General features: G+C 68.4%; 14 protein-coding genes. 6 read left to right on the top strand and 8 right to left on the bottom strand.

Annotated features, from left to right (window positions below):
* Positions 1-17 precede the first annotated feature (17 nt).
* Positions 18-2,234, bottom strand: coding sequence for a TonB-dependent hemoglobin/transferrin/lactoferrin family receptor (locus SOM28_RS25005; RefSeq protein ID WP_320469800.1), 2,217 nt, complete (start codon positions 2,232-2,234; stop codon positions 18-20).
* Positions 2,235-2,669: 435 nt separating this feature from the next.
* On the opposite strand from SOM28_RS25005, the gene SOM28_RS25000 reads away from it, so the two are divergent.
* A complete protein-coding gene (locus tag SOM28_RS25000; RefSeq protein ID WP_320469799.1) occupies positions 2,670-3,710 on the top strand; it encodes a proline iminopeptidase-family hydrolase in 1,041 nt (346 codons plus the stop codon).
* An 82-nt stretch (positions 3,711-3,792) separates the two neighbouring features.
* Here SOM28_RS25000 and SOM28_RS24995 read toward each other — a convergent pair whose 3' ends face one another.
* The 4 genes from SOM28_RS24995 to SOM28_RS24980 all read right to left on the bottom strand — a co-directional run bounded on the left by SOM28_RS24995 (position 3,793) and on the right by SOM28_RS24980 (position 7,899).
* Positions 3,793-5,088 carry a PQQ-dependent sugar dehydrogenase gene (locus SOM28_RS24995; protein WP_320469798.1) on the bottom strand — a complete coding sequence of 432 codons (1,296 nt, stop codon included), beginning with the start codon at positions 5,086-5,088 and terminating at the stop codon, positions 3,793-3,795.
* On the bottom strand, positions 5,085-5,516 hold the full coding sequence (locus SOM28_RS24990) for a DUF2231 domain-containing protein (protein ID WP_123068437.1): 432 nt from the start codon (positions 5,514-5,516) through the stop codon (positions 5,085-5,087). The genes SOM28_RS24995 and SOM28_RS24990 overlap by 4 nt, the downstream gene beginning before the upstream one ends.
* Positions 5,517-5,654: 138 nt before the next feature.
* On the bottom strand, positions 5,655-7,268 hold the full coding sequence (locus tag SOM28_RS24985) for a GMC family oxidoreductase (RefSeq protein ID WP_320469797.1): 1,614 nt from the start codon (positions 7,266-7,268) through the stop codon (positions 5,655-5,657).
* A 178-nt stretch (positions 7,269-7,446) separates the two neighbouring features.
* Positions 7,447-7,899: a hypothetical protein gene (locus SOM28_RS24980; protein ID WP_320469796.1), complete on the bottom strand. Its 453-nt coding sequence runs from the start codon at positions 7,897-7,899 to the stop codon at positions 7,447-7,449.
* 165 nt (positions 7,900-8,064) lie between these two features.
* Between SOM28_RS24980 and SOM28_RS24975 the strand changes: the two genes are divergently transcribed.
* The 5 genes from SOM28_RS24975 to SOM28_RS24955 all read left to right on the top strand — a co-directional run bounded on the left by SOM28_RS24975 (position 8,065) and on the right by SOM28_RS24955 (position 13,367).
* A complete protein-coding gene (locus SOM28_RS24975; RefSeq protein ID WP_320469795.1) occupies positions 8,065-8,988 on the top strand; it encodes a hypothetical protein in 924 nt (307 codons plus the stop codon).
* Positions 8,989-9,044: 56 nt separating this feature from the next.
* Positions 9,045-10,145 (top strand): GAF domain-containing protein, encoded by a 1,101-nt coding sequence (locus SOM28_RS24970; protein WP_320469794.1) that lies wholly within the window; start codon positions 9,045-9,047, stop codon positions 10,143-10,145.
* Between the two features lie 67 nt (positions 10,146-10,212).
* Positions 10,213-11,106: a FecR family protein gene (locus SOM28_RS24965; RefSeq protein WP_320469793.1), complete on the top strand. Its 894-nt coding sequence runs from the start codon at positions 10,213-10,215 to the stop codon at positions 11,104-11,106.
* 2 nt (positions 11,107-11,108) lie between these two features.
* Positions 11,109-11,990, top strand: a complete 882-nt coding sequence (locus SOM28_RS24960) for a Tll0287-like domain-containing protein (protein WP_320469792.1) — start codon at positions 11,109-11,111, stop codon at positions 11,988-11,990.
* An 18-nt stretch (positions 11,991-12,008) separates the two neighbouring features.
* Positions 12,009-13,367, top strand: a complete 1,359-nt coding sequence (locus SOM28_RS24955; RefSeq protein ID WP_320469791.1) for a serine/threonine-protein kinase — start codon at positions 12,009-12,011, stop codon at positions 13,365-13,367.
* 1 nt (position 13,368) lies between these two features.
* On the opposite strand, the gene tagF is transcribed toward SOM28_RS24955, so the two are convergent.
* From tagF to icmH, 3 genes are all read right to left on the bottom strand, one after another.
* On the bottom strand, positions 13,369-13,974 hold the full coding sequence (gene tagF / locus SOM28_RS24950) for a type VI secretion system-associated protein TagF (RefSeq protein WP_320469790.1): 606 nt from the start codon (positions 13,972-13,974) through the stop codon (positions 13,369-13,371).
* The gene (gene tssM / locus SOM28_RS24945) at positions 13,971-17,474 is read right to left on the bottom strand and encodes a type VI secretion system membrane subunit TssM (protein WP_320469789.1); all 3,504 of its coding nucleotides are present in this window, start codon (positions 17,472-17,474) and stop codon (positions 13,971-13,973) included. Before tssM ends, tagF begins: the two co-directional genes overlap by 4 nt.
* A 7-nt stretch (positions 17,475-17,481) precedes the next feature.
* Positions 17,482-18,749 (bottom strand): type IVB secretion system protein IcmH/DotU (gene icmH, locus SOM28_RS24940; RefSeq protein ID WP_320469788.1); only part of this gene is annotated, 1,268 nt, incomplete at its 5' end.

The raw sequence follows: 18,749 nt of genomic DNA, 5'->3' as shown, positions 1-18,749 counted from the left end.
GTTTGTGTTGAATAAAATTAGAATGCCATGCGCAAGGACATGGCCACCGTGCGGCCCGGTTCGGTCAACAGCTCGATATCGCGCCGGTCCCGTGCTACAGAAGGCTGCAGATTGCGCGAGCTCGAGTAATCCCAGTAACGCTTGTCGCCGAGGTTGTAGAAACCGGCGTCGAGGCGCAGGTTCTTGTTGACCTGCCAGTAACTGACCAGATCGAAGGTGGCACGGCCTGGCACCCGGAACAGCGCCGTGGTGGAATCGGTCAACGCCGGTCCGGCGTTGGTGTAGGCATCCCGGTTGGTCGCCACGGCCTGCTTGCCAGCGACGAAAGTGCCGACAAGATTCAGTCCCCATGCTTTCAGTGGCGCGTCGTAACCGGCGCCGATGACCGCCTTGCGCGGCAACACGGAATCGAGTGGGACGTCCTTGTCGCCGGCGTAGTTCGATTTAGCGGTGCCGCGACTCACCCCCATGGCCCAGGTCGTATAAAAACCCTTGGCGTATGGACTCCATTGCCCGTGTTCGAGCCGGGTGCTGAGTTCAAAACCATAGATCTTGGCGTCGTCGCGATTTTCCGCTTGGTAGATGGTGCCGATGTGCGGGGGCACATTCGCGAACATGCTGGGGAACGCGGCGCGGGCGTAGCGCGTGTAGGCGATGAAATCCTTGTACTTCGTGTAGAACACCGACGTCTGCAATGCCATTCCCGGCGTCGGCCTGCCCTTGATGCCGATTTCGACGGCATCGCTGGTTTCCTCTTTCAGCGCGCGGTTGCCGACCAGCGCATACTGGTTGCCTGTGGCGTAATTGCTGGCAAGGTTCCAGGTGCCGAAGATCTCGCCGGCCGAGGGCGCACGTCCGCTGCGTTTGTATTGCGCATACGCCAGCACGTTCGGCATCATGGCGTAGCTCAGGCCGAGACTCGGACTCCAGATGGTATTGCTGGGGCTCCCGTACATCTTTTCCACGTCGGCTGGCGTCAGGATGCCCGTCGCAAAATTGCCCAGGTCACGCATCTTGATCCTGACATAGTCGCCACGCACGGCCGGCGTCAGCACCAGGCGACGCCCTCCCAGGTCGAAGTCGATGTCGTCCTGTAAGAACAATCCTGCCCGCACAGTCGTCGTGTCAGGCTGCGGCTTCATGTAGCCGGCGACATTCCACGGCCGCTCGACATCCTGTGTCGATGCATTGATGCCATAGCTGAGATGGTGCCGGTCCAGCCGCTTCGTGACCACGCTCGACACGCCCCAGGTCGCCGTCTCGTTCTCGGAAACATTACGCACACTGGCGTTGGTCGCCAATGTCGTCGTGTCCGTCGTGTCTTCTGTATCGGTGCTCTGGAAATACAGTCGCGAATCCGCCTCGTCGGCCCAGCTGTTGTTTGGCCTCCATTGGTGCGTCAACTGCAGCGTGTTGCGAGCGGTCTTGCTGTGCTGCTGAGAATTTTCGGTGATGAAGCTGCTGTTCGTATCCCAGCCATGGAACGATGTGTCGTTCCTGCGCCGGTACAAGTCGGCGGACAGCTCGAGTCGATTGGCGGCATCGATGCGCACTCCGCCCTTGAGCAGGAGGGCATCGGAATCCCAGTCGTTGGGCATGCTGTCGACGATATCGCTATTGTTCCGGGTTGCGTGCCCGTCGCGGCGCGAGTAACTGACCAGGCCATCCAGGTTGCCGCTTCGGCCTGCCGCAGTCAGGCTCTCGTTCCAGGAGCGGTCGGCCGAGTCGTAGCCAACTTTGCCACCATAGTAATGAACCTTACTGCCGCGCAGATAGTCGTCGGCGGATTTGGTCTTGAAGCTCACCGCCCCGCCGATGCCGCCTGCCGACCGCTTGGCCGAGGTCGTGCCGAACAGGATGTCGGCCGAAGAAAACATTTCGGGATCGATGAAGTCGCGGCCGACACCGAAGGTATTGGCGCCCACGCGGCTGACATACGGACGGCTGGTGGCGTCAGGCATTTCAATGCCATCGATGTCCATCCCAACACGATTGCCCTCGATGCCGCGGATGTTATAGCCAGTGGATCCGGACCGGTCGAAGGTGCTGCGATTGCGCGTCGTGCCCGACGCAGTACCGGGAGCGGAAACCAGCGGCTGGTTGCGCACCACGTCTTTCAGATTGTTAGCTCGCTCGAGGTCGGCGCCACTGACCGTCGCGGTGGTCCCTGCGTCAGTCGATGCCTGCCCGATGATGTCGATCCGGGGCATCGTGTCCGCGACGCCGGAAGGCATATTGACATCCTCCTGGGCAAACGCGGGCGTCATGAGCAAGGCGGAGATCGCGCAAGCCAGAACGGCGCGTTCCGGAAGCGGCGTCGGACGATGGGCCCCAAGCGGGCCCCGCTCGGGGGTTGAACCCTGTACGGCATATCTATTCATGTCATCTCTCTCAGGCGAATAAGTAGCCAGCTACCTCCCCTCTTCTTGCAAGGCTTTCTAGCTGGAAAAACAATTATATGTTTAATGAGAATGATTGTCATTATCATTCGCATTATTATTCGCATTTGAGTTTTCTGCATCCCCTGGCTGGTTGCATCGAAAAACGCCATGCCCAGCCATACGAAGATTCGATTTCACTACCCGCCCCGCATGCCTCACCATGCCTGACTCGAAATAACACCGCCGCCCCCGGCGGCATGCCCCCTGGCATCTTGACTAACACCTGACATGAAAAACATCCTGATCGCCTGCCTCCTCGCAGGCCTGGGCCTGGCCAGCGCCAGCGCCGCCGAACCATCCCGGCAACAACAGCAGCTCGCTAAGCAGGCCCTCCCCGGCGTGCGCATGATCCCGATCCACACCCCCAAAGGCGATTTCAAGGTCTGGACCCGCCGCATGGGCGACAACCCGACCGTCAAGGTGCTGCTGCTCCACGGCGGTCCCGGGTCTACGCACGAATACTTCGAAACCTTCGACAACTATTTCCCTGGCGCGTCGATCGAGTACTACTACTACGACCAACTGGGGTCATGGTTCAGCGACCAGCCCGACGATCCGTCGCTGTACACCGTCGAGCGCTTTACTGACGAAGTGGAGCAGGTGCGCAAGGCGCTCGGCCTGGACAAGGACAATTTCTACCTGCTGGGGCATTCCTGGGGCGGCATCCTGGCGATCGAATATGCCCTTGCCCACCCGGGCAAGCTGAAAGGACTGGTGATCTCGAACATGATGGCCAGCGCGCCGGCCTATAACGCCTACGCGCAAAACGTGCTCGCGCCGCAGATCGACCCGGCCGTGCTGGCCGAGGTGCGCAAGCTCGAGGCCGAGGGCAGGACCGACGATCCGCGCTATATGGAACTCCTGATCCCGCATTTCTACGAACGCCACATCCTGCGCAGGCCGCTCGCGGAGTTGCCCGAACCGGTGCTGCGCAGCTTCGGGCATTTGAACCAGAAAATCTACAAGCCGATGCAGGGGCCGAGCGAGCTGGGCGTCTCGGGCCTGCTCGAGAACTGGGACCGCTTCGACGACCTCGAACGGATCGACGTGCCCACACTGGTAATCGGCGCGCGCTACGACACCATGGACCCGGCCCATATGAAAAAGATGGCGCAACGCCTGCCGCAGGGACAATTCCTGTACTGCAAGAACGGCAGCCACTCGACCATGTATGACGACGCCGGCTGCTACTTCGATGGCCTGCTCAAGTTCCTGCGCGGCGCGCCTGCACGCACAGCGGCCAAGCCGCGCTCCCTGCGCTCCTACTGAAGACTGCAGCGCGCGGACGCACATAAAAAGAACGGCGGCATTGCTGGAGCAAGCCGCCGTTCTTTTGTTACCTACCGCCGCATCAACGGTTGCGCGTCACCCGCCACACGGTATTGGCCAGGTCGTCCGCCACGATCAGGGCTCCTTTCGGATCGACGGTCACGCCCACCGGCCGGCCGCGCGTCTTGCCTTCCTCGGTACGGAAGCCGGTGACGAAATCGATCGGCTCACCGGCCGGACGGCCATTAGCGAACGGCACGAAGATCACCTTGTAGCCCACCGGCGGATTGCGGTTCCAGCTGCCATGCTCGCCGACGAAGGCGCCGTTGGCGAATTGCTCTCCCATCACCGGCGACGAGAAATGCAGGCCGAGCGCGGCGACGTGCGAGCCTAGGCTGTAGTCCGGCTTGATGGTGGCCTTGACCTTTTCCGGGTCGCTCGGCTTGACGCGCGGGTCGACGTTCGGGCCCCAGTAGGCGTAGGGCCAGCCATAGAAGCCGCCTTCGCGCACCGAAGTCAGGTAATCCGGCACCAGGTCCGGCCCCAGCTCGTCGCGCTCGTTGACCACCGACCACAGCTGGCCGGTTTCCGGGTTGATGGCCAGCGCCGTCGGATTGCGCAGCCCCGTCGCATACGGCTTATAGGTGCCGGCAGTGGCGTCAATCTGCCACACCATCGCGCGGTCGACCTCGGCCTCCATGCCGCGCTCGGTAATATTGCTGTTCGAGCCGATGCCGACATAGAGATAACGTCCGTCGGCGCTGACGGTCATCGCCTTCGTCCAGTGGTGGTTGATCTCGGAAGGCAGCTTGGTGATCGTGGTCGGCGCGCCGCCGGCCTTGGTCTGGCCTTCCTGGTAATCGAAGCTCACCAGCTCGTCCTGGTTGGCCACATAGATCTTGTTGTTGGCAAACGCCAGGCCATAAGGCGCATTCAGGTCCGCCGCGAACACCGTTTTCAACTCGTACTGGCCGTCGCCGTCGGCATCGCGCAGCAGGGTCAGGCGGTTGCCGCTCTTGACTTGGGTATTGCCCTTGGCCTTGATATAGCCGGCGATCACGTCCTTCGGCTTGAGCTTGGCCGCCTTGCCGCCGCGGCCTTCGGCCACCAGGATGTCGCCGTTCGGCAAGACCAGGGTCTGGCGCGGGATTTGCAGGTCGGTCGCGATGGCCGTGACGCTGAAGCCTTCAGGCACGGTCGGCTTCTGGTCACCCCATGGCGACGGTTCCGCGATCTTCATGCTCGGCAGGATGCCGCGTTGTGGATCCGGCAGCTGCGGGTCGGCGCCGCGCGACAGCGTCTTGGCGCCCTCGCCTTCGGTGCATGCCGCCAGGAGCAGGCTCACGCCCAGCACGACCAGTGTGTTCGATCGTTTCATGGCGCACCTCCCACGCGTGGATTGAGGCCGACCCAGGCCGTCAGGCAGGCCAGGACGAAGACGATGGCAGACAGCACCAGGCCGGCCGGCATGACGGCCCAGGCATCCTTGGCGTGCTGGAAGGCATTGAACAGCCCCAGCGCCCAGGTGGCCAGCAGCAGCAGGAAATAGGTCAGCACCTGGCCCTTCTTGTGCGGCGCCCGGATCAGGTTGACCAGCGCGAATACCAGCGCCAGCCCGCTGAACAGCTCGGCGCCGGCGATCAGCCAGGACGCAAAATTGCTCCACTGGATCTGGTAGGTGTTGTAGTAGGCGAGATCGCTCAGCAATGCGCCGAGGAAGAGCGAGACGCTGCCCGCAAGCAGGATGGTATGAAGCGTGCCCGGCGGGGTGCGATATGCCGGGTTCGCTGTAACGACAGTCGACATCGGATTGTCCTTGATAGTGATTGATGTTATTCAAATCATATCGAGTAGGCCGATGTACTGGCGCATGGTTGAGCCAGTATTTACTCTTCGCCACCTGCACGCCGGGCGCCATCGCCCCGCGTGCAGGCAAACAATCCATCAGATGCGGTACTTGGCCTTGATCATCTCGGACGCACGCTCCCCGATCACGACGCATGGCGCCATCGTGTTACCGGTGGTAATGCGCGGCATGATCGAGGCGTCGGCGATGCGCAGGTTCAGCACGCCATACACTTCCAGCTTGCTGTTCACCACCGACATCTCGTCGCGGCCCATCTTGGCGGTGCACGACTGGTGCCAGTAGGTGACGGCGCCGTTGCGCAGGAAGCGTTCCAGCTCGTCGTCGCCCAGCGTGCCCGGCATGGCTTCGCGCTTGACGATGCGCTTGAATGAGGAGGCGTTACCCAGTTCGCGGCACATGCGCACACTGGCCTTGGCCGCTTCCAGGTCGTCGGGATCGGACAAGGTATTGGCGCGGATGATCATCGCATCGTTCACGTTAGGGCCGGACAGCAGCAGCTGGCCGCGGCTCTTCGGATGGGCCAGGCCGGCGAACATGGTCCAGCCGTGCTCCGGCACGCCGCGCGCGGCGTTCTCCGCGCTCGGCACCGGGAACTCGACCTGGCAATGCAGCATGTCCGGCGCGTCCAGCGAAGGATCGCTCTTCCAGTACAGCGTCGCTTCCGAGCCGCCGTTGCCGACTTCCTGCGGCTCACTGTATTCCCAGATGCAGCCGAAGGACACGTGGTCCTGGTGGTTCTGGCCAACGCCCGGCAGGTGCTGGCGCACCGGGATGCCGTGGCGCGCCAGCTCGCTCGCTGGGCCGATCCCCGACTGCATCAGCACCTTGGGCGTGTTGACGGCGCCCAGCGACAGCACTACCTCGCGCTCGGCGCGGAACTGGCGCGGCTGGCCATCCAGGAACACGTCAACGCCGACCACCTTGTCGCCATCGAACAGCAGCCTGGCCACCTGCGCATTGGTGAGCACCGTCAGGTTCGGCTGGGCCATGCGCGGATAGGTATAGGAACGGAACACCGACTGCCGCTTGCCGTCGCGGACGATCAGGTCGTTGATCGCGGCGCCGCCGTCGCCTTCCATCATCGCGCCGTTCGGGCTGTCGAAGGTCGGTACGCCGATCGAACGGGCGGCTTCCAGCATCAGGGTCGCGGTCGGCTTCGGATCGCGCGCCGGCCCGACATGCATCGGACCGCCCTGCCCGCGGCGGCTCGGGTCGGCCGCGCCATGCCAGTTTTCGATGCGGCGATAGACGGCCAGCACCGATTCGTAGTTCCACGCATCGTCGCCTGCTTCGGCGGCAAAGTAGTTCCAGTCGGCGCGGTGGCCGCGCGACCACACCATCACGTTGATGCTGGAGCCGCCGCCCAGCACCTTGCCCATGTTCATGGGGATCGCGCGGCCGTTCAGGTACGGGTTCGGTTCGGCCATGAAGGCCCAGTCGCGCTCCGTTCCCAGGTTCAGCGGCCATTGCGCCGGCTCGATGACGCTGGCCACTTCGTCGCTGCCGCCCGCTTCCAGCAGCAGCACCTTCACGTCGAGGTTCTCGGCCAGGCGGGCCGCCACCACCGAGCCTGCGGAGCCGGCGCCGCACACGATGAAGTCGTAAGTCGTCCTCAAGCCCTCGCGCTGCCCGAGCTGGTTGCGCTGGACCGATTCGGCGAATGCGCTTTCATTGGTAGTCGTATTGTTCATGATGGGGTTCACTTTTCTGAAATGGCGCCTGGCCCGGATCGGCGTTCACGGCGCAGTGGGTTGGCACCGTTCACATCCGATGCATCTTTCCGATTATATCGATTCTGACGATTCTATCGATTCAAAGTCGTGATGGCTGGCCATCGATTTTCCTGATGGCCGGTTGCGGGCCAGCCGATCAGAAGTCGCGTTGTTGCGACTCGTCCAGCGGCAGCATGTAGGTCCTTGGCCCCATCCTGGTACCGTAGCCAGGATGGAGATAGGGCGTCCCGGCCGAGCCGACCGGTCCGCTGGAAGGCGCACGGCAGACATCGCCTGCTCCATTGCTGGACGGGATCTGGCATACGCTGTCACGGCCGCCCGCCACGTCCGCGCCGGCCGGGGCTTGCGCCAGGTCGGGCTTGATGCTTGCCGAGGCCGGCTTACGCTCTTCGGCCCGCAGCGCCGCATGCATGCGGGCGGTCTCGTTCTTGGCGATGATGGTGGCGCGGTCGTCTTCCGACGAGGGGACGATGTCATGCGGATCGATCGGAACAACCGCGGCCGCCGCGACACGGGGAGCGGCGCAAGACAGGGCAATGGCGACGATCATCGAGGCGAAAAGGGTCGCGTGGGTGCTTGGTTTCATCATGGTTCAGGTTTCCTTTTGTAGTAGGCGCCGGCGTCGGTGCCGGCGGCCCAACGAATTACGCGCATCGGCTGCGATCGGACGCAGCCCGCATCCGACAAGCCCACTCAAGGCGTAGGTAAGATTGAAATTCCACCAGAGAGAACACAACGAGAAGAGAGGCAGAACATGCGAACACGCGTAGTGGTGCGAATCATCGCCGCCCTGGTCATCGCCAGTGCCAAGTTCCCGGCAGCGCACGGCGCACCGCCGACGGCCGCGCTGGCGAGCCGGATCGCGACGCCGGGCCCGGACATCCTCGGCCACTTCGAGGCAGCGGGCATGCGTTCGGTCCGTCCCTACGTGCTGACGCCGGCCGAGCTGGCGCAGGTGGAAACAGCGCTGGCCAGGTTGCCGGCGCTCCACCGGCGCGTACTGGCAAGCAATCTGCGCCACCTGGGCTTCGTCGAGGGCGTGCCGGGACAAGGGACGGCGCTGACCTCGAAGGTCGGCGACACCACGCAGTTCGACATCACCGTGCGCGCCAGCGCGCTGCGCGAATCGCTGGCCGAATTCCTCACCACCAAGGAGCGTCGCCTGTTCGACGCCGACGGCTCGGGCCAGTCGGTGAGCTTCGAGGCGGATGGCGCCGACGCCCTCACCTACCTGCTGCTGCACGAGGCGACCCATATCCTCGACATGTCGCGGCAACTCACCGACAAGGCCGGCAATGCATTCGGCAGCGGCATCTGGCAAGCTTCCGGCAACGATGGCGTCACGCTGGCGCCGCACCTGGCCTCATCCCCCGTCGCCGCATCCAGGTTCCGCGGCGCCGGCCTGATCCCGGCCGGCCGCGCGCGCACCACCTACGATGCGCTCGCCAGTTCACCCTTCGTCAGCCTCTACGCCACCGCCGCGCCGGCGGAAGACCTGGCCGAGCTGATGGCCTGGCATGTGGTCTCTCAACACCATGGCCACAAGATCCGGCTCACCGTGCGCGATGCCGGCGGCGCGCTGCCCGCGCACTACGAACCGATGCAATTCCCGGGTGTCAGGGCGCGCCTGCCGCTGCTCGACAAGCTGCTGGACGAAGCCGGGCCGGACGCCTCCTGATGGAGAACCCACCGGCCGCGCCACACGCCGTCCCCGCATCCGATATAGTTACGGCGATGAATACACCAAGCTCCAGTCCAATCCTGACGACGCCGCAGGCGGCCAAGATCCTCGGCGTCTCGTCGCGCACGGCGCAGCTCTGGATCGAGAGCGGCGTGATTCCCTCCTGGAAGACGCCCGGGGGGCACCGCCGCATGTTCGAGTCCGACGTGCTCGCGGCCCTGGCGGCCAATGACGACGCGCGCCCCGGCAGCCGCCGGGTGCTGGTGCTCGCCCCCGGCCGCGACCATGCGGACTGGGAGCGCGCCCTGGCGGCGCTGGACGTGGCCGAGGTCACCTGCACCGACAATCCGGTCGCCGCCGCCGTCGCACTGGGGGCGAACGTGCCCGACGTGTTCGCGGTCCAGGTGGACCGGCCCGGCGACCTGGCCCCCGAGTTCCTGTCCACGCTGCACGCGCTGCCGGCGCTGAACCGGCTGCAGATCGTCATCGCCACCCGCCTGTCGGCCGGCACCGTCGCTTCCATCGTCGGCCCGGCGCTGCCCTACAAGCACCTGCTGCTCGACGGCGCGCCCGGCCAGCTCACGCGCGAACTGGTGCGGCACACGGCCATGGCGCCGCTGGCGCTGCAGCCATTGCCGCCGGCCCTGCTGGACGCCCCGTTCCCGGTCGGCGCCGACGAAGGCAGGCGGTTGCTGGCGGTCCACCGCGCCGCCATCCTCGACAGCGCGCCGGAAGCGGCGCTGGACAATATCGCGCAGCTCGCTGCCCTGAGCCTGGCCGCGCCGGTGGCCCTCATCACGGTGCTCAGCGAAGACCGCCAATGGTTCAAGGCCAGGGTCGGCCTCGACCTGCCGCAAACGCCGCGCAGCTGGGCCTTCTGCAACTACACGCTGCTGGGCACCGGCGTCTGCGAGTTGTCCAATCTCGACCGCGACCCGCGCTTCGCCGACAACCCGGCGGTCGCCGGCGCGCCGCATTTTCGCTATTACGCCGGCGCGCCGATCGTCGACGAGCAGGGTTTCGCGCTCGGCTCCCTGTGCGTGATCGATACCCAGGCGCGCACGCTCGACCCGGTCCAGGCGCAGATCCTCACCCGGCTGGCAGAACAAGCGTCGGCCGAGATCGCGCGCCGGGGCCGCGCACGCCAGCGCTGAAAGACTGCATCCAAACGCGCATGGCGCGCGTAAGTCGGCGTAGGATCCCACTACCCGACCCACGCCCATGCACTCATTTCACCCATTACGCGGCCCGTCGCGCAGGCCGCGGTGGGACCTCGTCCTGCTCGTGTGCGCCCTGGCGCAGCTGTTTCCCGCCGCGCCGGCGCTGGCCCAGAACGCCCTCGTCTCGCACGCCGAACATCCGCCGCGCCTGATCCGCAAGACCACCGTCTACCAGGCGCCGGCCGGGGTGCGCCTGCAGGCCGGCGACATCGTCGAATCGAATGCCGGCACGGTCCAGATCGAATGGTCCAACGGCGCCCGCTTCGCGCTCGGCCCGGCCAGCAGCGTGCTCGTGCTTGATGCCGGCGCAGCGCCCGCGGCCAGCCTGCTGCGCGGCTGGGGCAAGTTCGCCACCGGCGCCCCGGCGGGCGGGCGCCTGGCGCTCGACGCCGGCCTGCTGTCGCTGCCGGCCGCCGGCGCCAGCGGCATCCTGCGCCTGGCGCCCGACGGAACCGAATTGTTCGTCGAGAGCGGCGCCGTCGCCGTCAACGACAATGGCCCCGGCGGCGCGCGCGCCGTCGCGGTCGGCCGCGAGCAGTATGCGGCGCGATTGTCCACACGCCCGCTCGCGCTCGCCCCGCGCGCGCCGCGGCTGTTCGTGCAGCAGCTGCCGCGCGCCTTCCTCGATCCCCTGGTCCAGGTCGCGGCACGCGCGCGCGCCGCAGAACCGAAGGTGCAGCGCGAGATCGCCGCCTTTGATATCGCCGCCTGGCGCGACGCCGGCCCGCCATTGCGTCGCCGCCTGGCCGCGCAGTTCGCCGCGCGCCTCGAGGACGCCGTGTTCCGCAACGAAGTCGAGGACCTGCTCGCCGACCAGCCGGAGTGGCGCGACGCGCTGCGCCGCCAGCGCGCCGTCAAAATCCGTGCCAACACCCCGATCAACCACCTGTTCTGACCATGAAGATCCGTTCGCTCGCCGCCAAGTTCAACCTGGTCTTCCTGGCCGTGTCCGTGTTCGGCTTCTGCGCCGCCGGCGTCGTCACCGATGCGATGCTGGCCGAGAATGCCCGCGAAGAGACCCTGCAGCACGCGCGCCTGCTGATGCAGGCCTCCGACGCGGCCACCAGGTACACCAGCGCCCACGTCACGCCGCTGCTGGAAAACCGCCTCAAGTTCGAGTTCCTGCCCGAAGCCGTGCCGACGTTCGCCGCCATCGAGCACCTGAACCAGCTGCTCAAGGCCTATCCCAACTACGGCTACAAACAGGCCACGCTCAACCCGACCAATCCGCGCAACCGCGCCGACGAATTCGAGAAACCACTGGTCGAGCGCCTGCGCGCCGAGCCGCAGACCGCCGAACTGGTGGGCGAGCACGTCGCCGCCGCCGGGCCGGCGCTGTATGTCGCGCGGCCGATCCGCATCCGCGACGCGGCCTGCCTGGCCTGCCACGGCAAGCCCGAGGATGCGCCGTCCACCATGCGCGACATCTACGGCAGCGAGCGCGGCTTCGGCTGGAAGCTGGGCGAGACCATCGGCGCCCACGTGGTGTCGGTGCCGATGGAGGTGCCGCTGGCGCGCGCGCGCACGCTGCTGCAGACCTATATGCTGTCGCTGCTCGGGATCTTCGGCTTCCTGTTCGTGGCGCTCAACGTGATGGTGCACCTGTTCGTCACGCGCCGTATCGGCCAGCTGTCGCGCGTGGCCGACGACGTCAGCCTGGGCCGCGCCGACGCCGCCGCCATCGACACCCGGGGTGGCGACGAGCTGGCCGGCCTGGCGCGCTCCTTCGACCGCATGCGCACCAGCTTGAACAGCGCGATGAAAATGCTCGATGAGTGAAGTCGCTAAGTGAAGCCAATGAGTGAAGTCGATGCGTTGCCGCGCCAGATCGGCAAGTACCGGCTCGACGCCATCCTCGGCCGGGGCGCGATGGGCGTGGTCTACCGCGCCTTCGATCCACTGATCGAACGCACGCTCGCGCTCAAGACCGTCCAGCACCGCCTGGGCGACGCCGAAGGAGCGGAGGAACTGCTGCGGCGCTTTCGCACCGAGGCCCAGGCCGCCGGCCGGCTGATGCATCCGAATATCGTGGCGGTGCACGAATACGGTGAAGCGAACGACCTGGCGTATATCGCGATGGAATTCGTCGACGGCCGCCCGCTGTCGGAAATGTGCGGCGTGGAAGCGTGCGCACTGCCCCAGGTGCTGGCCTGGATGCGCGACCTGCTGGCGGCGCTCGCCTATTCGCATGCCCACGGCGTGGTCCACCGCGACATCAAGCCGGCCAACCTGCTGGTCACGCGCGACGGCCACATCAAGGTCGGCGACTTCGGCATCGCCCGCATCGAGTCGTCCACGCTGACCCAGACCGGCGCCATGCTCGGCACCCCCAGCTATATGTCGCCCGAACAGTTCCGAGGCGAAGCCATCGACAGCCGCAGCGACCTGTTCTCGGCCGGCGTGGTGCTGTACCAGCTGCTGACCGGCCAGCGCCCGTTTTCCGGTTCCACCGCGGCCGTGATGCAGCAGGTGCTGACCCACAGCCCGACGCCGCCTTCGCGCATCAATCCCCTGCTGCCGGCCGCGCTCGATGCAGTGGTCATGCGCGCATTGTCCAAGACGGCGGAGGCGCGCTTCGCCGATGCCGCCGCCTTCCTGCAGGCGCTGGAACAAGCTGCCGCCACCGCCGGCCCGGATGCCGACGCCACCGTGCTGCTGTCCGCGCCCCCGGCCCTGCCAGCGACCGCCGCCGAGCCGTCACGGCATGGCCTGACGGCCGACCTCACGGCCTGGAAGCTGGCCGTGCTGCCGCAACTGGAAGCCTTGTTGACGGCGCAGATCGGTCCCGTCGCGCGGCTCCTGCTGCGCCGGATCGCGGCCGACGCGCCCGATCTCGCCACCCTGGGCGAGCGGCTGCTGGAGCATATCCCCTCGCCCACTGCGCGCGCCGATTTCGCCGCCAGCCTGGCGGCGCTCGGGCAAGCGCCTGAAATGGACGATCCGGCGCCGCCGCCCCTGGACCCCGCCTTCGGCGCCGCGCTCGCGCAGCTGCTGGCGGTGGAGATCGGGCCGATCGCCGCGATCGTCGTCAAACGCGCGCTGTCCCGGGCCGCCGATCGCACGGCGTTGGTCGACCTGGTGGCGGGGCAGATCGAGGCGCCCGCCGCGCGCGCGCGTTTCATCGATGCGGCGCGCGCTCTGGCAGACGCGCCCTGAGTCAGTCGCACGCCTGCGCGAGCATCGCGCCCAGGGTCGCCGCATCGGGCAAGTCGTGGTGCAGCATCAGCAGCGGCTCCACGCCAGGCTCGCCCTCGGTCCAGAACACGGCCCGGCACGCGCGGGCTTCGGGAAACGCCGATGCCGCCCCGGACGCCTGGCGCGGCGGTCCGCCCAGGCGCACCAGGGCCGGCTCGAGTTCTTCCAGCGCCAGGTCGCCCCATATCGCGCACACGGCCAGGTCGGCCAGCCGGTCGAACCAGTCCATGCCGGTTGTCGCCAGGTCGAGCAGGCAGGACGCCGCGTGCTCGTGCGGCGCCGCCAGGGTCAGCGGAAAATGGCGCCCGACCCGGTCGACGCTGGGAAGCAGCACGCCGGCCATCGCGGTTTGCCCGCACACGCAAGGAGCCAGCACGAAGCGCCATAGCGGCGCGTGCAGGAAGCGCTCGGGCCAGGCCGCGCCAAGGCGCAGGCGGCCTTCGCGTATTCCCTGCTGCAGCCAGGTGTCCCAGGCCGCGACGAAGTCCGGCGGCAGGCGGCGCTGGACGAAGTCGCCATGGCTGGCCAGCTTGCCGAACAGGCCCGGCGCCGCCATGGCGAAACTCACAGCGCAGCCGGGCAGGCGAAGCCGGTGACCTCGCGCCGGAATGGATTGATCACGCTGCCCGCGGTCAGCTCCCAGCTCGCCTTGCGGCCGTCCAGGCTCAGGCCGAGACGGTAGCGCTCGGGCTGTAGCGGCTCGAGCACGCCGCGGTCGACGGTGTGCAACCAGGCCCAGGGACCGTCGCTGCGCAGGTCGGCCCTGACTCCCGGCGCCGACAGCCGCACCTGGCCGTCGCCCTTGCCGCTGGGGAGCAACAGGGACACCGCCGCCTGGCCGACGGCGGCCACTTCCTGGCCGTCGATCTCGAGCCTGGCCCCTGCCAGGCCGGCGTCGGCCGCCAGTGGACGCAGCGTAAAGCGCAAGGTGGGCTGGCGCACGCCGCCGGCGAAGAACATATCGCGCAGGCGCGCGCCGCGCTGGAAGGCGTCGAGCGCCGCCTGCGAGGCGCCGGCAAGATCGCCCGCCGCGCGCCAGCGCCAGCGCGCGCCGCCCATGTCGACCAGGCTGGCCAGGTGGCGCGTGAAGAAATCGTCCATCAGGCCGCCGGGCGCGAAGAACTTGCCGAAATCGTCGGCGGTGGCGTCACGCGCGCTGGCGCGGTCGAGCGGATAGCGCCCGGCGATGGCGTCGCGGCAGAACTGCACCGGGCCGGCATTCCACAGCGCGTTCAGGCGCGCGCGCTCGCCGCCCTGGGCCAGGCCGGCGCCGGCGTCGTGGATGCCCTTGAACATGGCCGGCAGCGGCGCCGACTGCCCTTCGCCGGCGCGCTTGAGGCGCACCAGGGCGTCCTGCGCCGGCGCCGGCGCGCCGCTGCGGCGCGCGCCCTCGGCGGCATCGAAGTACAGCGCGGCGTCCCTGACCAGGGCCAGCATCTGCTCGAGCTGGGTCGGCGCCGGGCCCTTGACCAGCCGGTGCAGCGCCGCGAAGTGGCTGTCGACCGGATGCTGCTGCGGCGGTTGCGGTGGCGCGGCCGGCTGGGAGCCGAACACCGCCTCCAGCTGGCGCCGCGCGCGGCCGACCTTGTCCCGTACCAGCTTGCCGACGCCGGGCGGCAAGCCGTCCGCCTTGACCGCGGCCAGCGCGGTCTCGCGCGCGGCGCCGGTCAGCAGCGCGCGCAAGGCCGAATCGGCGCCGCCCAGGGCATTGCTGACCCGCGCCGCATCGTCCAGACTGGCCAGCGGCGCCAGCCGCAGGTCGCCCAGGAAGGCATCCCAGGCGCGGATATAGTCGGCGAAGTACAGCTGCAGCACCGCCTCGCGCGCCGCCGCCACGTCGAGCGGGCCGCTACTGGCTTCGCGTCGCGCCAGCACCCAGTCGTCGCGCGCGATGTCGGCCACCGCCAGCCAGCTCAGTTGGGCGAAGCGGCGGTAGCCGGCCACGCTGTACAAGCCATTCACGCCGCGTCCCAGCGGCTCGCCGCTGGCGCGCGCCAGCACGCCCGAGGCGTCGCGCCCGAGCGCGCGGCTGACGCTGAACTCGGGCAGCGCCTCCTGCATTACCTGGCGCCTGGCCACGCCATAGATACGGTCCGACAGCGACATCCCGGCCAGCGCCTCGCGCGCCTGCGCCACCAGCGCCGCGTCCAGCTGCACCGGTTCGGGAGCGTCGCCCTGTTCCAGCAGCGCTTCCAGGTGCGCCGCCAGCTGCGCGCGCTCCGTAGCCCCGGCCCCCGTCAGGCCGCGCTCCCACTCGAGTTCGACCCAGGCCTGGACCGCGGCGGGGTCGAAGTGCTGGCGCTGGCCCAGCATCAGGTAGACCCGCAGGGTGTCGTACAACAGGTCCAGGCCGCCGGTGTCGCCCCGGCGCAGCACGTTTTCCATGCGCGCCACGATGCGCGTCTCGAGGGTGGTGCGCAGCAGGCGCCGGTAGGCGGCCTGCGCGCCGTCGCCCAGCTTCTCGCCCTGGTACAGGCCCATGCGCTCGAGGAGCGCCACGTCGCGCTCGCGCTGGGCATACCCGGCAGGCAGCGCGCGCGCGGCCGCCAGCAGCGGCAGCACGCCCAGCTCGTCGCCGTCGAGCGGCGCGGCCGCGGCCTGGCGCGCCAGCGCGGCGACCGCCGCATCCGACTCCTCGACCAGGCGCGCATTGCGCAGGTAGCTGACGCTCAGCGCCAGGCCCAGGAGCAGCGCCAGCGCCGCGCCGCCGGCCAGCACGCCCCATTGCAGCCGGCGGCGCCGGCGCTCGGCGCGCGGGTTCAGGCCGGCCAGCCCTGCCTCGCGGAAGATCACGTCGCGCATCAGGCGGGTCAGGAAGTAGCTGCGCCCGCTCTCCGGCCTGGGCGGCAGCGCGCGGTCGCGCAGGCCGAACGAGGCCGCCAGCGACGACATCACGCGGTCGATCGGTGTTCCCTCTTGCGTGCCGCTGGTGAAGTAGACGCCGCGCAGCAGCGCCGGCTGCTCGAAGCGGTTGGCCGAGAACACCGCCTGCAGGAAGCTCGCCAGTGCTTCTTCGAGCGCCGCGAACTGGCGCGGGAAGCCATGAATCAGGGCGCGCCGCCCGAGGTCGCGTTCCTGCTGCATGCGTTCCAGCATGCGCAGCTGCAGCTGGGTTTCCAGCGCCCGGAATTCCGCCGGGAAGGCCGCCAGCGCCCGGGCCGGGGCCGGGGCAGCGCTGTCGGCCAGCGAGAAGGTCATGCCCCAGACCTGGGCCCGCTCCTCGCGTCCGAGCGGTTCGAAGAATTCGGTGAAGCCGGCCAGCAGGTCGCTCTTGGTGACAATCACGTACACCGGGAACGCCAGCCCCAGGCGCTCCTGCAGTTCCTGGATGCGGGCGCGCACCGCGCGCGCCTGGCCTTCGCGCGCGGCGCGCGGTTGCAGCAGCAGGTCGGCCACGCTGATGGTGACGATGACGCCGTTGATCGGGCGCCGCGGACGGTGCTTGCGCAGCAGGCCCAGAAAGCCGCTCCAGGCCGCGCGGTCGACTTCGAGCTGGCTGTCCTGGGTCGTGTAGCGTCCGGCGGTGTCGAGCAGCACCGCCTCGTCGGTGAACCACCAGTCGCAGTGGCGGGTGCCGCCGATACCGCCGATGGCGTCCGAGCCGAGGGTCTCGGCCAGCGGGAATTCCAGTCCGGAGCGGGTCAGCGCCGTGGTCTTGCCGCTGCCCGGCGCGCCCACGAACACATACCAAGGCAGCTCGTACAGGTAGCGGCCGCGCATGCGCCAGCCGGGGTTCGCGGTGCGCAGCACGGCCAGCGCGGCACGCATGCGCTGGCCGAGCGCGGCCAGGTCGGCCGCCGCCGGGTCGGAATCGACAGCGGACGGCGCTGCCGGCGCTGCCGGCGCGATGCCGTCCATCAGCGCGCGGTGACGGCGCCGCGCCAGCCACAGGCGGGCGGCGAACCAGGCCGCCGCCAGCGTCATCAGGAGCGCGATCAGCATCCAGCGCAGGCTGGAGCCTGCTTCGAGCAGCGGCGCCCAGAACCAGATCAGGATGGCCAGCAGGGCCAGTGCAATCAAGGTGGGTATCCACGGCTTGCGCAGCCAGTGGGGGATAAAACGGTTCATGGATCTCTCAATCAAGGCCGGCCGGCTGGCGCGGTGAAGTGGATGCCGCCGGCGCCATCACGACGATGTCGACGCGCCGGTTGCGCGCGCGGTTGGCGGGGCCGTCGTTGGGCGCCACCGGCTCGGTGTCGGCGCGGCCTTCGCTGGCGAAGCGTCCGGCGCCGCCGGCGCGCTTCTCCAGCAGCGCCGCGACGGTGCGCGCGCGCGCCTTCGACAGGTCGAAGTTGGACGGCAGCCGCGCCGACAGCGAGGGCCGGGTGTCGTCGGTATGGCCGATCACCACCACCCTGCCCGGCTGGGTGCGCAGCACGTCGCCGATGCGTTCCAGCACCGGCAGCAGGCGTTTCGATACTTCGTCGCTGCCGGACGCGAAACCGCCGTCGCCGCGCAGGGTCAGCACCGCGCGCTCGGCGTTGCCGCTCACGCTGACCTGGCCGGCGGCGATCTCCAGCGCCAGCGCGGCCGCCAACGGCGTCGGGCCGGGCGCCGGCGCGGGCGCGGCCAGCACGCGCGCCGGCGGCGCCGCGCGCAGCGCCGCCATGCGGGCGTAGACCGGGTCGGACGCGCGGTTGAGCAGCGCGCCATAGGTGAGCTGGAGCAGCAGCAGGACCACGCCGGCGCATACCGCCATCACCCACGGCGGCCAGATCAGCATGCGAGGCTGCGCCTTTTCGTGTCCGCGCCAGTGCGGCGACAGGTCTTGCTCGCGCTGGCCGCGCTGCTGGTCGATCAGCGCCAGCAGGCGCTCGCGCAGCAAGGCCAGCTGCTCGTGGCCGCGCTCCAGCACCCGGTAGCGTCCTTCCAGGCCCAGCGCCAGGCACAGGTACATCAGTTCCAGCACGTCCAGGTGGCGCCGCGGATCGGCGCTCAGGCGCTGCAGGACCAGGAAGAATTTCTCGCCGCCCCAGGCCTCATTGTGGAACTCCACCAGCAGGCTGCGCCCGCCCCACACCCCGCCGCCCCAGGGCGTGCTGGAGATGGTCTCGTCGACCAGGGTGCACAGCGCATAGCGCGCGGCGGCGATGGTCTCGGCGTCGATGCGGGCGTCGCGGGCATCGTTTTCGAAACGGCGAACGGCCTCGCTCAGCTGTGCGCGTAGTGCCGTTAGGTCGGGCGCGGTGGCGAGCATACGCAGCGGCACCACGAGTTCGAGCAGCGGCGCGGCGGCGCGCGCCAGCGGGTTCAGGCCGACGCCGGGCGGCGCGGGCGCGGGCACGGCCACCGGCGGCGGCGGCGGGCCGCCCCGCGCCCCCGCGCCGCCGGGGGCGGGCAGGG

The sequence above is a fragment of the Massilia sp. CFBP9026 genome, assembly GCF_034045165.1.
GTDB lineage: Bacteria > Pseudomonadota > Gammaproteobacteria > Burkholderiales > Burkholderiaceae_D > Telluria > Telluria arenae.
Note: the sequence above shows the minus strand (reverse complement) of the source record. Positions and strands in the feature narration are given on the sequence as shown.

Bases quoted from the DNA above. Each gene is read 5' to 3' on its own strand.
- SOM28_RS25005 (WP_320469800.1), bottom strand. From the start codon at position 2,234: ATGCCTTCCGGCGTCGCGGACACGATGCCCCGGATCGACATCATCGGG.
- SOM28_RS25000 (WP_320469799.1), top strand. From the start codon at position 2,670: ATGAAAAACATCCTGATCGCCTGCCTCCTCGCAGGCCTGGGCCTGGCC.
- SOM28_RS24995 (WP_320469798.1), bottom strand. From the start codon at position 5,088: ATGAAACGATCGAACACACTGGTCGTGCTGGGCGTGAGCCTGCTCCTG.
- SOM28_RS24990 (WP_123068437.1), bottom strand. From the start codon at position 5,516: ATGTCGACTGTCGTTACAGCGAACCCGGCATATCGCACCCCGCCGGGC.
- SOM28_RS24985 (WP_320469797.1), bottom strand. From the start codon at position 7,268: ATGAACAATACGACTACCAATGAAAGCGCATTCGCCGAATCGGTCCAG.
- SOM28_RS24980 (WP_320469796.1), bottom strand. From the start codon at position 7,899: ATGATGAAACCAAGCACCCACGCGACCCTTTTCGCCTCGATGATCGTC.
- SOM28_RS24975 (WP_320469795.1), top strand. From the start codon at position 8,065: ATGCGAACACGCGTAGTGGTGCGAATCATCGCCGCCCTGGTCATCGCC.
- SOM28_RS24970 (WP_320469794.1), top strand. From the start codon at position 9,045: ATGAATACACCAAGCTCCAGTCCAATCCTGACGACGCCGCAGGCGGCC.
- SOM28_RS24965 (WP_320469793.1), top strand. From the start codon at position 10,213: ATGCACTCATTTCACCCATTACGCGGCCCGTCGCGCAGGCCGCGGTGG.
- SOM28_RS24960 (WP_320469792.1), top strand. From the start codon at position 11,109: ATGAAGATCCGTTCGCTCGCCGCCAAGTTCAACCTGGTCTTCCTGGCC.
- SOM28_RS24955 (WP_320469791.1), top strand. From the start codon at position 12,009: ATGAGTGAAGTCGATGCGTTGCCGCGCCAGATCGGCAAGTACCGGCTC.
- tssM (WP_320469789.1), bottom strand. From the start codon at position 17,474: ATGAACCGTTTTATCCCCCACTGGCTGCGCAAGCCGTGGATACCCACC.